General features: G+C 51.2%; 15 protein-coding genes. 6 read left to right on the forward strand and 9 right to left on the reverse strand.

What is annotated here, in order from left to right:
* Positions 1 to 53 precede the first annotated feature (53 nt).
* The 8 genes from NYE54_RS31515 to fni form a co-directional block, all read right to left on the reverse strand.
* Positions 54 to 1220: an L-threonylcarbamoyladenylate synthase gene (locus NYE54_RS31515; RefSeq protein ID WP_339268510.1), complete on the reverse strand. Its 1167-nt coding sequence runs from the start codon at positions 1218 to 1220 to the stop codon at positions 54 to 56.
* 381 nt (positions 1221 to 1601) lie between these two features.
* A complete protein-coding gene (spoIIR, locus tag NYE54_RS31520) occupies positions 1602 to 2297 on the reverse strand; it encodes a stage II sporulation protein R (RefSeq protein WP_076323968.1) in 696 nt (231 codons plus the stop codon).
* Positions 2298 to 2537: 240 nt separating this feature from the next.
* Positions 2538 to 3716, reverse strand: a complete 1179-nt coding sequence (locus tag NYE54_RS31525; protein WP_076323967.1) for an FtsW/RodA/SpoVE family cell cycle protein — start codon at positions 3714 to 3716, stop codon at positions 2538 to 2540.
* Positions 3717 to 4035: 319 nt separating this feature from the next.
* A complete protein-coding gene (locus NYE54_RS31530) occupies positions 4036 to 5223 on the reverse strand; it encodes an FtsW/RodA/SpoVE family cell cycle protein (RefSeq protein WP_339268512.1) in 1188 nt (395 codons plus the stop codon).
* 133 nt (positions 5224 to 5356) lie between these two features.
* On the reverse strand, positions 5357 to 6247 hold the full coding sequence (prmC, locus tag NYE54_RS31535; RefSeq protein WP_339268514.1) for a peptide chain release factor N(5)-glutamine methyltransferase: 891 nt from the start codon (positions 6245 to 6247) through the stop codon (positions 5357 to 5359).
* 4 nt (positions 6248 to 6251) lie between these two features.
* Positions 6252 to 7319, reverse strand: coding sequence for a peptide chain release factor 1 (gene prfA, locus NYE54_RS31540; RefSeq protein ID WP_076323964.1), 1068 nt, complete (start codon positions 7317 to 7319; stop codon positions 6252 to 6254).
* Between the two features lie 295 nt (positions 7320 to 7614).
* On the reverse strand, positions 7615 to 8715 hold the full coding sequence (gene ychF, locus NYE54_RS31545) for a redox-regulated ATPase YchF (protein ID WP_076323963.1): 1101 nt from the start codon (positions 8713 to 8715) through the stop codon (positions 7615 to 7617).
* Between the two features lie 184 nt (positions 8716 to 8899).
* A complete protein-coding gene (gene fni / locus NYE54_RS31550) occupies positions 8900 to 10015 on the reverse strand; it encodes a type 2 isopentenyl-diphosphate Delta-isomerase (protein WP_339268517.1) in 1116 nt (371 codons plus the stop codon).
* A 303-nt stretch (positions 10016 to 10318) separates the two neighbouring features.
* Here fni and NYE54_RS31555 point away from each other — a divergent pair, with 303 nt between their 5' ends.
* Positions 10319 to 11860, forward strand: a complete 1542-nt coding sequence (locus NYE54_RS31555; RefSeq protein WP_339268518.1) for a phospholipase D family protein — start codon at positions 10319 to 10321, stop codon at positions 11858 to 11860.
* 72 nt (positions 11861 to 11932) lie between these two features.
* On the opposite strand, the gene cls is transcribed toward NYE54_RS31555, so the two are convergent.
* Positions 11933 to 13435 carry a cardiolipin synthase gene (gene cls / locus NYE54_RS31560; RefSeq protein ID WP_339268520.1) on the reverse strand — a complete coding sequence of 501 codons (1503 nt, stop codon included), beginning with the start codon at positions 13433 to 13435 and terminating at the stop codon, positions 11933 to 11935.
* 201 nt (positions 13436 to 13636) lie between these two features.
* Here cls and NYE54_RS31565 point away from each other — a divergent pair, with 201 nt between their 5' ends.
* The 5 genes from NYE54_RS31565 (at position 13637) to NYE54_RS31585 (ending at position 19339) form a co-directional block, all read left to right on the forward strand.
* Positions 13637 to 14233: a TetR/AcrR family transcriptional regulator gene (locus tag NYE54_RS31565; protein WP_339268521.1), complete on the forward strand. Its 597-nt coding sequence runs from the start codon at positions 13637 to 13639 to the stop codon at positions 14231 to 14233.
* Between the two features lie 95 nt (positions 14234 to 14328).
* Positions 14329 to 14670, forward strand: a complete 342-nt coding sequence (locus NYE54_RS31570) for a multidrug efflux SMR transporter (protein WP_076323959.1) — start codon at positions 14329 to 14331, stop codon at positions 14668 to 14670.
* On the forward strand, positions 14670 to 14984 hold the full coding sequence (locus tag NYE54_RS31575) for a multidrug efflux SMR transporter (RefSeq protein WP_076323958.1): 315 nt from the start codon (positions 14670 to 14672) through the stop codon (positions 14982 to 14984). Before NYE54_RS31570 ends, NYE54_RS31575 begins: the two co-directional genes overlap by 1 nt.
* A 151-nt stretch (positions 14985 to 15135) precedes the next feature.
* A complete protein-coding gene (locus NYE54_RS31580; protein ID WP_339268523.1) occupies positions 15136 to 16077 on the forward strand; it encodes a TetR/AcrR family transcriptional regulator in 942 nt (313 codons plus the stop codon).
* A 46-nt stretch (positions 16078 to 16123) separates the two neighbouring features.
* A complete protein-coding gene (locus NYE54_RS31585; protein WP_339268525.1) occupies positions 16124 to 19339 on the forward strand; it encodes an efflux RND transporter permease subunit in 3216 nt (1071 codons plus the stop codon).
* Positions 19340 to 19361 lie beyond the last annotated feature (22 nt).

Consider the following 19361-nt stretch of genomic DNA (forward strand, 5'->3'; position numbering starts at 1 on the left):
TACACCATATGCGGACAAGGGGTAAATGATGCCAAAAGTGTTCATTCAGCAGCTCAATTCACATCGATGATGTGGTGTCCCGCGGCCTTCAACAGCCGGTTCATGACGGCTGCCCCGAGACCTTGCTCCGGGCACGCTTCGGCCAGAATGAAGGTCGCGCCTTCGTCATCGAATCGGCGCAGGCCGGCGTACAGCCGGCGGGCCGCTTCCTCCGGCGCGGCCAGGCTGCCGAGCGAGACGACAACGTCCGCGTGGTAGTGACCGATGTGCTCGTCGAATGACAGCACGCCGGTCACCTCCCCGCGCCGGGCGGCCGCCTCAAGCTCGGCCGCGATGCGTGCCGACACGGCAATGGCACGCGGGCCCTGCACCACGCACATCGCACCCTTCGGTGCGTAGTGCGTGTACTTCATGCCCGGCGATCGCGGCGTCGGGCTCTCCGCCTCCCCGGCGGCGCGATGCAGCGCCGGGTCCATGCGCACGCTTGCCGCAACCGTGGCAAGCTGCTCCGCCGTGACGCCGCCCGGGCGGAGCACCGTGACGGCCCCGTCTTCGCCGACTTGCACCACCGTCGACTCGACGCCCACCCCGGCCGGGCCGCCGTCGAGGACGCCGTCGATCGCTCCCGCCAGATCCTCCAGGACATGGCTGGCCAGCGTCGGGCTTGGCCGACCGGAACGGTTCGCGCTCGGCGCAGCCAGTGGACGCCCGGCGGCGCTGATCAAAGCCAGCGCCACATTGTGATCCGGCATCCGTACGGCAACGGTATCGAGGCCTGCCGTCACGCGAGGGGAGACAGCACCTGGTTTAACGGGCAGTACCAGCGATAGCGGCCCAGGCCAGAACATTGCCATCAGCGCCCGTTCCGTCTCATTTACATGAAGGACCAAACCGTCAAGCTGAGCTAGCTCTGAAATATGCACAATCAATGGATTGTCCGACGGCCGGCCTTTCGCGGCAAAGACGCGCTCGACCGCTTCTGTATTGCCGGCGTCCGCGCCAAGCCCGTAGACCGTTTCCGTCGGAAAGGCCACCGTTCCGCCGAGCTCAAGCACCTGCCCCGCTTCCCCAAGCGCCTGCTTTGCCTCATTCTCCAAACTTAAGCTCTCCCTAGAGAGCGAGTTCGAGACGTGCCACACTTGGGTTGATTTTGCACCAACCTGGCGGAAGCCGTTATCCCGCTGCTGGTTAGGTTCCATGCCGTTCCCGTTCTGTTCCATTCCTATCCCAAACTTTCTGTATATGAAATATATAAACTCCCGTGCGAGTTTTGCCTATGCCCCAAAATAAAAAGCGCTTTTCGTTCTTCAGTCCCGGGCCGGTTCTCATTCAAACCAGTCGCGCCAAAGAGAAAGCACTCTTCTAGAGGTTGTTCAAAAAGTCCGCTTTTGATCACGAAGCGAATCAGGAAGCAGCTCGGCATCGAATCTTGAATTCAGCCGGGCCTTCCGGTGCTCACGTACCCAAAACGTACGCTCCGCTCCTCACTCCCTAGCTTCATCCAACCTTCTCGGTGCTGAAAATCCGACTTTTTGAACTCGCACTTCTACTTCAAAGTTTATCATACCGGGTCAGGATTGAAAATCAGCTTACTCATAATCCTAGAACAAGCTTACCACCCAGTTCCAAATGCCACGGAACATATCCCACAAGAAGAAGCGGACCTCCGGTTCGCTATCGCCTGCGTTCTTCGGAGCTTCCTCTTGGGAAGTTTCGCCAGCCTCAGCAGAAACCGTTTGGATACCTGTGTCAACAGGCTGCGCCGCCGCATCCCCGCTGCCACCATCGATGAAACAAAGCGGCGGGAACAGGACACACCACCAGTTCTGCCCTTGACCTTCTCCTAAAGAAATCCGCAGCGCATCGTAATCGCCGGCCGGATACACCGTGCCCCCGTATAACTTCGTCGGGAACGGCACGACGCCAAGCTCTACGGTGTAATTGTACGTAATTCCCCTTTTCTTCAACTCTTCACCCACCAATTGGCGGATTTCCGGAAGATGCTGCCGGGTTAATTCTTTGGCGTCTTCCAGGCTTTGCGGGTTCTCCAGCTGCAGGACCCAGAGCTGCATTTGCTCAACGACCGAATCACGGATCTCTCGTTTGACCAGCTGATCGGACGGGCTATCGGAATTCGCCAGAATGCGAAGTCGTATCGATTCCTCGGGGATCGGACCGCCAACAACAGAAGCATCAATCTGCTGTCCTTCCCAAGCCATAATGACCATAAACATACAGGATAAGAGCACAACCATTTTCTTCACGATAATACGGAGGGTTTCACTATAATTTTTCATCTTGCCAGCCGCCTCTCTATGAACATCTCTATGATGCTATCAGTATGTCCGCCGGACAAAGATATAAACGTAGAATCTAGCAATTTGATATAAAAATCATAGATTGATGCAGCACGAACCAAAAAAGATGCGACTCCCACGGGAATCGCATCTTCGCCAAGATCGGTTATTCAGTTCATCTAATTGCCGTGCCCCACACTTTTCCGCTGGAGATAGGGCAATTATTGAGCTTCCCGCAAGTTACGCCTGCTTCGAAGCGGCCGGGCGATAGGCATGCGGATCCGGCATATCTTCCTCCACTTCCTGTCCATGCAGCTTCACGCTCATGGCGACACCCAGACTGGCCATACTGATCACAAGGGAAGTTCCCCCGTAACTGATGAAGGGCAGCGTGATCCCGGTCAGCGGCATTAAGCCGATAAACATGCCGATGTTCTCGAAGATCTGATATAAGAACATCGCCACGACTCCTATAATAAGAAACGGCCCCGCACGCTCTCGGGATTCCAGGGAGATCAGGATTAGCCGATGGATCAGGATAAAATATAACAGAAGCAGAACGGAAGATCCGATAAAACCGAATTCCTCGGCAATCTGCACAAATATGGAATCAGAATACGCATATGGCACTCTGCCCGACTGGATCGACGATCCCTGCATGTAGCCCTCGCCGCTCATGCCACCCGAGGCGATGGCAAGCTTCGCATTCGTCGTATGGTAGCTTGCCTTGGCAGTTGCCTTCTCCGGATAGAGCCACGGATCAATCCGTTCCACCCAGTGCGGCTTCAAAATCTTCGATTCCAACAATTCATCATGATAATGAATATAGGCCTGAGCCCCACCGAAGGCTAAGCCTGCCACAAGCGCAAGCCCAATGAGCGCATGGGAGAACTTGACATTCCCGATCCAGAGCAACCCCAGCAAAATCACGACATAACTGAGCGCGTTACCCAAATCATTCTGGGCCATAACGAGCGCAAAAGGCACGAATGCCAAAAGTCCGATCGGGACAACGTCCTTCCAGAAAGACAGCAGCGGTTTGTTTTTGCGCACCAATACGAAAGAAAGGAAAATAATCAGGATCAGCTTGAACAATTCAGCAGGCTGTATACTGAGTCCGCCAATGTAAATCCAGCCTTGGGCCCCGTTGATATCCTTACCGATAAACATAACGAGGACCAAAACAGCTAATCCACCCAAGTAAATATATTTAGCATATTTAATCAACAACCGGTAATCCAGCAGACTGATTCCGAAAAAAGCAATGAAACCGACAATGTAAAAGGCAATCATGCGGAGATGAGAGCCTTCGAATTTGGTGTCAACAGTTGTGCTGTATATCGACGTAATGCTGATGCCCATCATCAAAACCAGTACAAAAACAATAACGTAATCCATCTTCTTAAATTTCTGAAGCATTCTTTACGGTCCCCCTGTGCCCGGAGCTGTTAACCCCAACCCCCCGGTTTGCCTATACAGGCATATAACGATTATTCGAAAAGAAAGTTTAACGCTGCTTATCGTTGATCCAAATAATATCCGTTAAAAAAAAGTCTAAAGGCGACATTACAATGGAGCGTTTCAAGGAGCAGGCCGTGCTTAGCCCCTAATGAAATATTCTAAAAGATTTCCTCCACTAATACAATTCACGGACCCTTCTGTGGATACCAACAAAAAATACAAAAGAGATGCTGCTTTCGATAGCATCTCTTTTGATTCTAAATCCGATAAGCGTAAATCAAGCCTGTTTTGGGGGTACAGAGCGGTACGTTTGAGGATTAGGCATATCCTCCTCCACTTCCTGTCCATGCAGCTTCACACTCATGACAACCCCGAGGCATGCCATGTTAATGATGAGTGATGTTCCACCATAACTGATGAAGGGTAGCGTAATCCCTGTCAAAGGCATCAACCCAATAAACATGCCAATATTCTCAAAGATTTGATACAGCAGCATGGCAACAATGCCGATGATTAGAAATGGACCCGCTTTGTCCCGGCTTTCCAATGAAATCAAAATCATTCTGTGAATGAGTATGAAATATAACAACAACAGAATGGAAGAACCGATGAAGCCGTATTCCTCTGCAATTTGCACAAAAATTGAATCCGAATACGTATAAGGTACACGCGAGGATTGTACGGAGCTTCCTTGTAAATACCCTTCTCCGCTCATACCGCCTGAAGCAATGGCCAGCTTCGCATTGTTCGTATGATAACTCGCTTTCGGCGTTGCTTTTTCTGGTATCAGCCATGGGTCAATCCGTTCCATCCAGTGGCCGCGGCTCTCCATGATTTTCGATTCTTTGATTTCATCATGATAGTGGATATAGGCCTGTGCTCCACCGAAAGCGATGCCTGCTACAAGCAGCAGCCCGATGAGAGCGTGCGAAAACTTCACATTCCCGATCCATAACAACCCAAGCAAGATGACAATATAGCTCAGTCCATTACCCAAGTCATTCTGAACCATGACAACGGCAAACGGGATAAACGTCAAGAGCCCAATCGGTACAATGTCCCGCCAAAAGGACAACTTCGTTTTATTCTTACGGATAAGAACATAGGTGATAAATATGATCAGCACCAGCTTGAACAATTCCGCAGGTTGAAAATCCACGATACCCAGATTAATCCAACCTGTGGCATTATTTTTGGTCTGGCCGATGAAGGAAGGCAGCAGAAGGGCTAATAACCCGCCGATGTATATATGCATTGCGTATTTATTCCATAACCGATAATCAATCAAACTGAGCCCAAAAAAGGCTGCAAATCCGAGGATATAAAATATCCCCATCTTGATATGGTGTCTTTCGAATCCGGTGTTGTCGAGCGTGGCACTATATATCGATGTAATACTGACAACCATCAGCATCAACAGTACAAAAACGATAACAAAATCAATTTTCTTGAATTTCTGAAGCATGCTTTGGTCCCCCTGTGCCCGGAGCTGTACACACTGATTTGCCAATTGAGGTAAGGTAACAATCTGTACGACAGCAAACATTTAATCGGCTCAGCCCATCATCTATTTTAAAAGAAATCCACCCAGAACACAATTAACGGAAAATTCCCAGAACATGCCTGTCAATCCCCGCCAAATCCGGCACCGTGACGATTTCCTTCCAGTGCCCTGCACTCCGCAGAAGCTCTGCCACATCCTCGGCTTGGCCCATACCCAGCTCAAAGGCGATCAGCCGCGGCGGAGCTGACAGCAAGGGCAGCTGCGCCATCATGATCCGGTACGGATTCAATCCGTCCGGCCCGCCATCCAGTGCCGTTCGCGGCTCATAATCACGGACTTCGGGCTGAAGTCCCTCAATATCCTCCGCCGGAATGTACGGCGGGTTGGAGACAAGGATGTCCGGGGCCATGCCGGCGAATGGCTCCAACAGGTTCCCCTGCCGAAACTCGACACAGGCGTTCAGCTGCTTCGCATTACGAGCAGCTACCTCCAGCGCATCCGGCGAAATATCGCTCGCCAGCAAATCCCATGCCGGCTCCTGCAATGCCAACGTAATGGCGATGGCCCCGCTACCCGTGCCGATATCAATGGCCTGTAGCCTTTCATACGATCGCGAAGTAAGCTCCCGTCCATACTTCAGCACCGCTTCCACGAGCAGCTCCGTTTCCGGACGCGGAATGAGAACCGCCGGCGTAACTTCAAACGGTCTGCCGTAAAATTCCTGTTCGCCGATAATATACTGCGCAGGAACGCCTTGGGCTTTGCGATTGATCGCTTCTTCCAGGGCGTAGCGGCGGTCCGCCGGAAACGGATCCGCGAGTGCCATATAATATGAGGTTCCCGACAATCTCAGCACATGCTCCAGCAGCAGCTGCGCATTCCGCTGCGGTTCCATTACCCGCAAGCCGTCTAAAAAAGAAGAAGCCTCCACAAAGGCTTCTCTTATGCTGCGCTGCGGCGTCAATTCAAATATCGTCCGCTTCAAAGCGTTATACTCCTTTTTCCATCAGTTCAGCCTGCTCCGCAAGGGTCAGCGCCGAAACGATCTCTTCAATCTCCCCGTTCATCACTTGATCCAGCTTGTGAACGGTAAGTCCGATCCGGTGATCGGTTACACGGCTTTGCGGGAAGTTGTACGTACGGATCCGCTCACTGCGGTCACCTGTACCCACTTTGCTCTTCCGCTCACCGGCATACTTCGCTTCTTCCTCTTGGCGCATCATATCAAAGATACGGGCACGAAGCACCTGCAGTGCCTTATCCTTATTGGAGTTCTGCGATTTGCCGTCTTGGCACGTAGCCACAATCCCCGTCGGGATATGCGTTACGCGTACCGCCGACTTGGTGGTGTTAACGGACTGACCGCCTGCACCACTGGAGCAGAAGGTATCCACGCGGATATCCTTGTCATGGATTTCGATATCCACTTCTTCCGCCTCTGGCATGACCGCCACCGTAGAGGTGGATGTATGGATACGACCTCCGGATTCCGTAGCCGGAATACGCTGCACACGGTGCGCGCCGCTCTCAAATTTCATTTTGCTGTAAGCGCCGCGACCATTAATCATGAAGATGACTTCCTTGAAGCCACCCAGATCGTTCGTGTTGACGTCCATCAGTTCAACCTTCCAGCCCTGGGTATCCGCATAACGGGTATACATCCGGTACAGGTCGGAAGCAAACAGTGCCGCCTCGTCGCCGCCGGCTGCGCCACGAATCTCGATGATGACGTTCTTATCATCATTCGGGTCCTTCGGCAGCAGCAAAATCCGAATCTTCTCCGCCAGCTCGCGCTCACGCTGGGTAAGCTCTTCGATCTCCATTTTCACCATTTCGCGCATGTCGTCATCCAACTTTTCGCCCTGCATGGTTTTGGCAGCTTCGAGCTCTTCAATTACATTTTTATATTCAACATAAGCCTCATAAGCAGGCTGTAAATCGGATTGTTCTTTGGAATAATCCCTGAGCTTCTTGGAGTCATTAGCGACATCGGGGTCGCACAACAGCTCACTTAACTTCTCGTAACGGTCCGCAAGGGATTGTAATCGGTCCAACAAAGGAATTCACCTCTCTAAGATATATTCCTGAAGATATGCCCTTTTGCACTCCATTTCGCATCAACAATGAAGTGTAAACGACTTTTTATTTTACCATGAAACGACGTATTTGACTAGCAGGCAGTTGACCGGACTGAAAGGATCTCTCCCTTCAAGTTTGGCTCCCATTCAGAGGGTGATCCACCTGTGCAGGGAGGGTCCAGCACTCCTCAGCTCATCACTATGATATCTTCAAAAAAACCACGGTCCCATGCACAAAGTGACATGGAGCCATGGCCTTTGAATACTTCAATTCCTACACATTGAAACGGAAGTGCATCACATCGCCGTCATTCACAACGTACTCTTTGCCTTCCAGGCGAAGCTGTCCGCGTTCCTTCGCGCCGTTCATCGATCCGGCCGCAACCAGATCATCGTAAGCTACGACCTCAGCACGGATAAAGCCGCGTTCGAAGTCGGTATGAATCACGCCAGCCGCTTGCGGAGCCTTCGTTCCTTTGCGGATCGTCCAGGCACGTACTTCCTGCACGCCTGCCGTAAAGTAGGTGTACAATCCCAGAAGACTGTAAGCCGCCTTGATCAGACGGTTCAAACCGGATTCCTCCAGCCCCAGCTCCTCAAGGAACATCGCTTTATCCTCGCCCTCAAGCTCGGCAATCTCGGCTTCAACCTTCGCGCTGATCGGAACCACGAGTGCGTTCTCCGCAGCCGCGAAATCACGAACCTGCTGTACAAAAGGATTGCTGTCGGCTTCCGTAACGCCGTCTTCGCTCAGGTTAGCCGCGTATAGCACCGGCTTCAATGTCAGCAGGTGCAAATCACGAACAATCAGCTTCTCATCGTCGCTCAGTTCCACGCTGCGTGCCGGTTGATCGTTGTAAAGGGCTTCCTTCAGGCGCTCCAGCAGTTCTACTTCCTGAGCATACTGCTTATTGCCGCCCTTCATGTTCTTCTTCGCGCGATCGATCCGCTTCTCCACGCTGTCGAGATCCGCTAGGATCAGCTCCAGATTAATCGTCTGGATATCGCTGACCGGGTTCACTTTACCGTCAACGTGGGTAATGTTCTCGTCCTCAAAGCAGCGAACAACATGAACGATGGCATCCACTTCACGAATATGGGCAAGAAACTTGTTCCCAAGGCCTTCCCCTTTGCTCGCCCCGCGAACCAAGCCCGCGATGTCCACGAATTCAAAAGCGGTCGGTACCGTTTTGTTCGGCTGAACCAGTTCGGTCAGTTTGTTGAGGCGCTCATCCGGCACTTCCACAACACCGACGTTAGGATCAATCGTACAGAACGGATAGTTGGCCGATTCGGCGCCTGCTTGCGTGATCGCATTAAACAATGTTGATTTGCCGACGTTTGGCAAACCGACGATTCCTGCTTTTAAAGCCATTTATGTGACAACTCCTTATTAGGTTTACTTCTTTATTTATAAGTATTACACAGCTTTGGTTCTTATCGCCGAAGCTACGAATCGCCAGCTAAACAATCTTATTAATTATAGCAGATACCCGATAGACTTCAACACGAATATACTGCCATCGTTGAATGTGATCCGGGCCCATCACTCCGGCCATTTATACACGAATCAGCCGGTTGGTAGACTTCAGCGCATCGATATTCCCTGCGCCGATTCCGAACATCGCCGTCCGCAGCTCCAACTCCACCTGGGCAAGCCGCTGATCCAGCGCTTCCACGGATTCGACCGCCGAGCCCAGGAGTCCACGCCCGAAGCCTGCCAGATCGGCGCCAAGCGAGAGCGCTTTAGCCGCATCGACGCCGCTCTGCAGCCCACCGCTGCCAATAATCGCACAGGTTGGCGCAGCTTCGCGCACCTCCACGATACATTCCGCGGTAGGATTGCCCCAACCGGCGAAAGCCTCAGCCGCTGCGCGGCGAACCGGATCCGGGCTGCGAAATTTTTCAACCTGACTCCATGAAGTACCGCCCGCACCTGCCACGTCGATGAAGGCCGCCCCGATATTCAGCAGGCTCCGCGCCGTTTCACCATCGATTCCCCAGCCAACTTCTTTAATGCCAACCGGTACCGAAAGTGTACGGCACAGATCCTCAATTCGCCCAAGCAAACAGCCAAACCGGGTATTCCCTTCCGGCTGAAACACCTCTTGAAGTCCGTTTAAATGGAGAACCAGCATGTCCGCACCCGCGATATCTACCGCCCGCTGACAATCGTTAAGGCCAAAGCCATAGTTCAGCTGCACCGCTCCAAGGTTAGCGATAACCGGCACGCTCGGCGCACTCTCCCGGACACGGAAAGTAGAAGCAAGCTCTTCCTTCTCCACCGCGGCCCGAACGGAGCCTACCCCAAGTGCCCAGCCGCGCCGCTGCGCTGCTTCAGCTAAACGTCTATTGATCTCTCCGGTAGCCTTGCTTCCGCCAGTCATGGAGCTGATTAGAAATGGTGTGCGTACAGAAAAATTAAGAAATGTTGTGTCCAGCTTAATATCGTCAAAGTCAATTTCCGGCAGTGCGGAGTGACGGAAGCGGTAACGTTCAAAACCGGTGGTTACTCCCACAGAGCCTACTTCCTCATTCAAGCATAAGCGTACATGCTCTATTTTCCGCTCGCCCGTGGGCACTTCCGGCATCAGCCTGCCCTCAAGTTTTTCCGATCCTCTGCCTGAAATGGTTTCAGCAGGTTTATCCGCAGTTTCTTTATGTTCTGAATTCATCCCGTGCCTCCTTATCCACTTCACTCATCCCTTAAATAACTATATATAAGCATATCATTGGCACCACAGATTGTCCCAGCTCTACATGATATGTACCTCTACAAGCTAAAATATAAACTCGGTGTTCACCCATTCTTACGCATGTATTGAACTAACAAACCTCTCGACCATCATTCTACCCTGAGATCTTAGGAACAACCCGAAATCGAATACGATCCGAACTGCAAAACATGGAGTGCGTCAGGACAGGTCATTCATGTTAATTAACGTTATACAACAGTAGCGATAGGAGGATGGGCTATCTTGGGTTTCCGCCAATTATTTCATACGCGCACTTCAGAAAATCAAAATACACCTCGTGAAGGTACAAAGCTTGTACCAGGGAAACCTTCCAGAGGCTTCCGCATACGAAACACGATTTTGATCGGCCTGGCCCTTCTCATTCTCTGGCTTATCGGCGTGATGATTTATCAGACGCATAAGCCGCTGCCGAAGGGGATCTCTTATGAAAGCCCGCTTTACCAGAGCGACGTTAAAATGTGGATGGACCTGACCTATCCCGGACCGGACGGTCAACCGATACATGATCGCGAAATCGGACCACGCATCAGTCAAATTATCGATGAATCCCGGAAGTTCCTGGTGATCGATATGTTTCTGTTCAATGGCTACACCCATAAAGGTCAGATATTCCCTGAAGTCAGCGAAGAACTCACTCATCTTCTGGTTGTCCATAAGAAGAAATATCCCGACATGGATATCTTCTTTATTTCCGATGAAGTCAATACCGGATATGGCTCCTATTCGCTGCCGGAATTCGAGGCCATGAAAGCAGCCGGGATTCATGTAATTATAACCGATGTCAACCGGCTTCGAGATTCCACGCCCATCTATTCCGCTGTATGGCGAACGTTCTTCCAGTGGTTTGGCCAGTCGGGCAGAGGGACACTCCCCAATCTGATGGCAAGCGAAGCACCCGATATTACGGTCCGCTCCTATCTGAAGCTGCTGAATGTGAAGGCCAATCACCGTAAAATCGTCATCAGCGAGAACACTGCGCTGGTCACTTCGGCCAACATCCATGACGCCAGCGCGTTCCATTCAAACATTGCCTTCGAAACGAGTGGGGACATCATCGGGGATATGCTTGCAGCTGAACAAGCTGCCGTTAACCTTACAAGCCGAATCAAACTGCCGGAATATGAGCCAGACTCCAAGCCACACATGCAACCTTCTGGTCAAGCAAACGATGTCGATGTTCGTTATCTGACGGAAGGAAAAATCTATAAATATGTTCTGAAAGCCATAGAGCAATCACAGCCTGGGGACACGCTCTGGATGGGGATGTTCTATCTAGCCGACAGCAAAGTCATGGACCAGCTTCTTAAGGCCTCGGACCGCGGCGTTGATATCCGCCTCATCCTGGATCCGAACCAGAATGCCTTCGGCCGGGACAAGATCGGCATCCCTAACCGTCCGGCTGCCGCTGAGCTCATCCAAAAATCCAAGGGCAACATCTCTGTTCGCTGGTACAACACCGGTACAGAGCAGTATCATACCAAGCTCATGTACATTGCCAAACCGACAGGCAAGTCTGTGATTACCGGTGGGTCAACCAACTTCACCCAGCGGAATCTGGCTGATCTCAATTTGGAAAACAACTTGTGGATAGCCGCACCTAAGGATCATCCGCTTACCCGGGATCTGGACCGTTACTTTCATCGAATATGGCTCAACGAAGGCGCAGCCTTTAGTCTCGAAGTTGAGGCTTACCAAGGAAAAACGACATGGATGAAGGACATCCTGTTTAAACTGCAAAAATGGCTCGGTTTCACTACCTTTTAAAGTTCTTTCAATATGATGTATGTACGCACATGAAGTGCCCGTATGTACCACGAGTTCCCCACCTCCACCGCATTACAGCAGAGGTGACATTAGCCGGGCGGCCGACTCCAGCAGCCGGGTCATGATTCTTTTTTTACGGGTATGATTGCGGTCGTACAGGATAGCGGATTCCTGGTCCTGCTCGAAGTCGGATACCAGCCTGCCTACGCTTTCCGTATGAACGAGTAAAGCATTAACCTCAAAATTAAGGTGGAAGCTCCGCATGTCCATGTTAGCCGTACCAATGGTTGCGACCTCGCCGTCAACGATTAGCAGCTTCGAGTGCATAAACCCTTTTTCATATTCATACACCCTTACCCCGGCATCCAGCAGAGCCGGAAAATAGGAATGAGAAGCCAGGAAGGGAAGCCATTTGTCCGGTTTCGACGGAAACAGAATCCGTACATCAAGACCGGACAAGGCAGCAACCCTGAGCGCGGTGAATATGTCTTCATCCGGTATAAAATAAGGCGTAGCCAGCCATACCGACTTACGAGCCGACACAATCATGGAGAAGAAGATGTTCTTCAGGGCTCTTCGCTCATTGTCCGGTCCGCTTGCGATAATCTGGACGGCACCGGCACGGTTCTCCAGCAAATCCGGTGAATAATAGATGGGTTCACTCGGCTGCTCACCTGTCATGTACTGCCAATCCTGGAGAAAGATAACTTGGAGCGTTCTGACAGCCTCTCCACGGACAAGCATGTGGGTATCGCGCCAGAAACCAAATGCCTTGCTGCGGCTTAAATACTCATCCCCTACATTCAATCCACCAACGAATCCGACACTCCCGTCAATAACAACGATTTTGCGATGATTGCGGTAATTCACGCGGCTCGTGAAAAATATCGTTTTGGGACTGCCGAATACGGCGACCTGTACACCCGCATCTCGCATCTCTTGCAAAAAGGAAGGCGGCAGCTGCAAGCTGCCAACGGCGTCCACCATAAACCGAACGGCCACCCCCTCTTTCGCCTTCCGTATCAAAATTTCCTGGATCTGCGTTCCGATCGCATCCGGACGGTAAATGTAATATTCCATATGAATGTGATGCGCCGCTTGTTCCAGCTCCGCAATCAAGGCCGCAAAAGTCTCTTCCCCGTCGGTCAGCACCTTGGTATCGCTCGAGAAGGAAATCGGCGTGCGTGCAAGGCGGGTAGACAGCTGAAGGAGCTGCTGCACTTCGGGCTTAAAGCAGGAGATGTCTGGGGTGTTCTTCCGGAGCACTTCGCTGGTATATACCAGCACGTCCTTCCGCGCTTTTTTATCGTATTTTCTCCGCTTGAAATAGTTCTGTCCGAACAAAAAATAAAAGACAAGCCCTACGATAGGGACAAGCGCCAAAAGCAGAATCCAGGCCAACGTGCTGGTGGGATGACGATTCTCCATAAAAATCATGAATCCGATGGATACTACGGTTAGCGTAGAGAATATCCCGATAATGGTCCCTGTCGTCTTCCCGAAATAATCCATGCCAAAATAATAAAACGCGAACAAAAGCGCGGTAATCAGTACAGCCTCTATTCCCTTTCTCATATCGTTTACCCCTTGTTCTTCATCGTTTCTGTCTCTATGTATGTACGATGCTGGTCACACCATATTCTACATGATCTCCCCCAGGAACTAAAGACTGTTCTCCTTGAGCCGACAAGGCCTGATACCCAAAAATAAAATATTGACAATGCGAACGCCATTTGTTAAAAATATAACTAACGATCGTTAGTTAGGAGGAATCTTATGAGTGCCGTCGACATTAAACAATCCGCCCTTGCCCACTTTGCCAAAAACGGTTACGAAGGGGCATCGTTAAAACATATTGCTGACGACTGCGGAATCAAAAAACCGTCGATTTATGCCCATTTTTCCAGCAAAAAAGATTTGTTTCTGCAGGTGCTTCAGGACGTATTCCAGCGCCAAGAGGACTTAATGGTAGGCTATTTTCTCGACCATGCGGATTGGCCGCTGGAGCAGCAGCTACACGGATTTCTTGAAAGCCGTCTCCAAGCTTATCGTATGGATGATGAAGTCCGGTTCTTCTTGCGGATGGCCTTCTTCCCGCCAAGCTCGCTGTACGACGAAGTGATGGGGATGGTATATCCATTGCTGGACCAGCAGGAGGAGAACCTGTCCAAACTGCTTGCCGCAGGCTGCCCGGTTCACGGACGCATTATTCGTTATCCGCGTAAAGCCGCCATTGCCTACATGACCTTGCTGGACGGAATTCATCTGGAAACCGTATACGGCGGAGAAGAACGGGCCCTAAGACGGGTTGTGGCCGCTTGGCCCGTGTATTGGTTAGGGGTAAAGAAACAGGGATATAACCACGAGAGTTAATGTCTCCTATTCTACGCATGCTAAAGGGGCTTAAGGAGAATAGGAATCGGTAAGTGAGGGGTTACTGTTATTTTCATAAAGGAGTGACAATTATAATGAATCGCAACTGGCTTTATGTGCTGCTTGCTGGATTGGTTGAAATCATATGGGTGATGGGTTTGAAGCATTCCTCTAACACATGGGAATGGCTTGGAACCGTGGCCGCCATTACAGCGAGCTTTTATCTTATTATCGAGGCGGCCAAACGGCTGCCGGTCGGAACGGTGTATGCCGTCTTCACGGGAATCGGCACAGCCGGAACAGTGGCTTCCGAAATGCTGTTCTTCGGAGAACCGTTTAAAGTGCTCAAGGTGCTTCTGATCTGCGTGCTGCTGGCAGGTGTGGTCGGACTTAAACTGATTACCAGCGATCATGCAGAACCGGAGGTGAGCAAGTAATGGCCTGGGTTGCTCTTGTATTTGCCGGATTATTTGAAATCGGCGGCGTTATCGGTATCAAAGGCGTGTCGGAACGTAAGGGATGGCGCTATGTACTGATTTTGGCATTATCTTTTGCCGCCAGCTTCTCCCTCCTCTCCTACGCCATGACCGTACTGCCTATGGGTACCGCTTATGCCATCTGGACGGGAATCGGAACGGCGGGCGGCGCGATCACCGGGATGTTCCTGTTCGGGGAACCCAAGGAGTGGCGGCGGGTGCTGTTTATTGCCATGATTCTGTGCTCGGCTGTCGGTCTGAAATTGATCAGTTAAATAATTTCAACAAATTTCATATATTTTCAGAACCCATGAAAAGGGACGACCGTAGTAAAGTTGAAACGGTCGTTCTTTTTCATATATAATAATTCTTGACCTTATGGTCAATCTAAGAACCGCAAAGTTCTCAAGCGAGGTGAACTATTGATTGACTGATAAAACGGCAGAAAAACGACAGCAAATACTCATCACTGCGATGCAGCTGTTTTCCGCGAAGGGCTCTTCGGTTACCTCCATGCAGGAAATTGCCGAAGTATGCGGGATGTCGAAAGGCAGCCTCTATCTTCATTTCAAATCCAAAGAGGAACTGGAAAAGAGCATTTACGAGCTTATCGCAAGCCGCATTAAAGATGAGATTCTCCGGGTCGACCACGATCCACTGCTTGCACCAAAGGAGCAGCTGCGCAAGCAGACGGAAGTGCTTCTGGTCCATTTTCTGGAGATCCGGGAATTTCTCCTGAAGCAGTTCCATGATCAGATGCCTCCGGGGAAACCGCCTTTTGACAAGGAAAACATGCGGCAGGAAATGCTGGCTACATTGCAGTGGTTTAACAATAAGCTGAAAACCATTTATGGACCGGACGTAGAGCCGTATACGATGGAGATCGGCATGTTTATGGGCAGTATGCTCGGTTCTTATATCCGTTTCCTGTTCATGCCGGGATTTCATTTGAATGTAGGAATCATCGCTGATCATCAGATCCAGCTGCTGGATGATATTGTAGCCAGTATTCTGCGCAGACGGCCCGAACCCCTGATCCCGATGGAGGCGGTTGGGCAATTGGGTCAATTATGCCAAACCGACATGCGCACGCAGCGTCACCCTCTCATTGTTATTAAGACGATGAAGAATGAGCTTAAGAGGATCCAGGTGGAGCCGGATGTCCGGGAAGATGCGATGGAGTCGCTCAATATTATGGAGAAGGAGCTGCTTGCCCTTCAGCCCAGCCGGGCCGTTCTGAAAGGAATGCTTGCCAACTTGGAGGGGATCGAGGACCTTGAAGCATTGTTTACGGAGCTCAAGGGCACCATTGTGACTGTACTCGAAAGCTATCTTACACCCGGTGGAATGATGATGAAGGGGAATTAGTCCAAGTTACAGACATAGAGTTTTGGAGAGGAGAGAGAATCGCCTAATGAAAGGAATTATCAATTTCTCGCTGCGCAACAAGTTTGCGATCTGGCTGCTGACCATCATCGTCAGCTTCGGAGGGTTATACAGCGGACTGACGATGAAGCAAGAAACCATTCCGGATATTAACGTCCCGTTCTTAAGTGTCACCGCGATCTATCCGGGTGCAGCCCCTGAAGGTGTTGTGGAGGATGTTACCAAACCGCTTGAGACGAGACTCCGCAATATTGACGGCGTCAAAACCGTAACCTCCACTTCCATGGAAAATGCAGCCAATGTCATGGTTGAGTTTGATTATGGTAGTGATCTGGACAACGCTACGGCTGCTGTTCGTGAAGCCATTAACGAGGTAAAGCTGCCTGATGACGCCCAGAAACCTACCATATCCAAATTCAGCATGAGCTCCATGCCGGTTGTCTCCCTAAGTATTGCGAACAAAGACAATATGGCATTGGATGAATTGACACGCATCACAGAGAAAGACATCGTTCCGGAGCTGGAGGATTTGGACGGAGTTGCTTCCATCCAGGTAGCCGGACAATTCGTGAACGAGGTACAGCTAAAGTTTAATCAGGACAAATTGAACGAGCTTGGCCTGACGGAGGATACCGTCAAAGGAATCGTGCAGGGTTCAGCGCTGTACGTTCCGCTCGGCATGTTCGAAATGGAAAAATCGCAGAAGGCCGTTGCTATTGATGGCGGCATCATCGGCATTGACGATCTGAAGAATATCGCCATTCCGGTTATTCCGGGTGGCGGCGGTGCAGATGCATCTGCCGGAGCTGGTGCTCCGAATGCCGGGACAGGTCAACAACCATCGCAGCAGCCTTCCGGTAATGCAGCTGGGGCAGGCCAACAAGGCGCTCCTGGAGCCGGTGCGGCTGCTGGTGGACCAAGCGGTGCTCCTGCCGTTCCGACCGGCATTCCAACTGTGAAACTCAGTGAGATTGCCAAGATTGAAGTTATCGGAACCTCGGAATCCATCTCCCGCACCAACGGGAAGGAATCGATCGGTATCCAAATCGTGAAAGCCAACGACGCCAATACGGTTGATGTTGTCAATCAGGTGAAAGACAAGGCCGAAGAATTGAGAGGCCTCTATCCTGGCATGGATCTGACAATCATGCTGGACCAAGGCAAGCCGATTGAAGACTCTGTTCATACGATGCTCTCCAAGGCATTATTCGGCGCACTGTTCGCCGTTCTGATCATTATGATCTTCCTGCGCAACATCCGTTCGACGATTATATCGATCATTTCAATCCCATTGTCCTTGCTGATTGCGGTTCTGTGCCTGAGACAAATGGATATCACCTTGAATATGATGTCGCTCGGTGCCATGACCGTTGCTATCGGCCGGGTTGTCGATGATTCGATCGTCGTTATCGAGAATATCTACCGGCGCATGTCCCTCTCGACCGAGAAGCTGACAGGCCGAGAGCTTATTAGTGCCGCTACACGTGAAATGTTTGTACCGATCATGTCCTCCACCATCGTAACCATCGCGGTATTCCTGCCGCTTACCCTGGTTAGCGGTATGGTCGGAGAGCTGTTCATGCCATTTGCATTGACGATGGTCATTGCACTGCTCGCTTCCCTGGTCGTGGCGGTCACACTCGTACCCGCTATGGCGCACAGCCTGTTCCGCAAAGGCTTAAAGAACAAACATGATCATGCAGAGAAACCTGGCGCAATGGCCCGCGGGTATCGTTCCATTCTGAAATGGACGCTGAATCACAAAGCCATTACATTCCTGGCAGCCATCGTGTTATTGGCAGGAAGCTTGTTCCTGACGAAGTACCTTGGAGTTAGCTTTATTCCTGAACAGGAAGACAAATATGCCATGGTCACTTATTCTCCTGAACCTGGCGTCATGCTGGAGGATGTAGAGGAACGCGCATTAAAAGCGGAGAAATTGATCCTGGATCAGCCTGGAGTGCAAACGATGCAATACTCCATCGGCGGAAGCAATCCGCTTGGTATGGGATCAGCGAATTCCGGATTATTCTATATTATGTATGACCCGGACACGAAAAACTTTGAAGATGTCAAAAAAGCGCTTGTCGAGGATCTTGCCAAGGAAGTACCGGATGGCACTTGGTCCAATATGGACATGGCGGCCGGCGGCTTTGGCGGCAGCCAGTTAACGGTTAACGTCTTTGGCGACTCTCTGGAGCAGATCAAGCCGGTGGCTGATCAAATCGCAGAACTCGCAAACAAGGATACCGCTACCTTCGACAATGCAAAGACCAGCTTGTCCGAAGCGTTCGAGCAGTATACGCTGGTTGCCGACCAAGAGAAGCTGAGCTCCCTTGGCCTGACAGCCGGACAATTGGCAATGAAGCTGTCTCCGGTACGGGAACGTCCAGTCTTGACCGAAGTCAAAATTGAGGACAAGACCTACAATGTTTACATTGAGACGGACAGCAAAACCTATAAGAGTATAAAGGAAATCGAGAACGAAACCGTCACCTCCCCACTCGGTATCGAAGTACCGATCAAGGATGTGGCCAAGGTGGAAAAAGGAACGACTCCAGACTCCATTATGCGCATCGACGGGAAAATGGTTGTGACCGTCACAGCCGACATCCTGTCCAGCGATGTAGGATCGGCCTCCACCAACCTGGAGACTGAAGTGAATAAGCTTGAGCTTCCAGACGGCGTATCCGTCCAATTCGGAGGCGTCACCGAGCAAATCAACGAAACCTTCGGACAGCTTGGACTCGCCATGCTGGCAGCCATCGCGATTGTATACTTTGTGCTTGTGGTTACATTCGGTGGCGGTCTCGCACCGTTCGCCATCCTGTTCTCGCTGCCGTTCATTGTCATCGGAGCCATTATCGGCTTGCTCGTCACAGGCGAGACACTGAATGTGTCTGCACTCATGGGCGTACTTATGCTGATCGGTATCGTCGTGACCAATGCGATTGTATTGATCGACCGCGTAATCCATATGGAGCGCGAAGGAATGAGCACACGCGAAGCCCTGCTTGAAGCCGGCGCTACCCGTCTTCGTCCAATCCTGATGACGGCACTCGCAACGATCGGCGCTCTTCTGCCTCTCGTATTCGGTTGGGAGAGCAGTGCAGGCATCATCTCGAAAGGTCTCGGCATTACGGTTATCGGCGGTCTGATCAGTTCGACGCTGCTCACGCTCGTGGTGGTACCTATCGTGTATGAGTTCCTGATGAAGTTCAGCAAGAAAAGAATCGAAGATTAAGTAGAACAGCAAAGCCCCGGTT

Origin of the sequence: Paenibacillus sp. FSL K6-1330 (assembly GCF_037976825.1) — a bacterium.
Taxonomy (GTDB): Bacteria; Bacillota; Bacilli; order Paenibacillales; family Paenibacillaceae; genus Paenibacillus_AQ.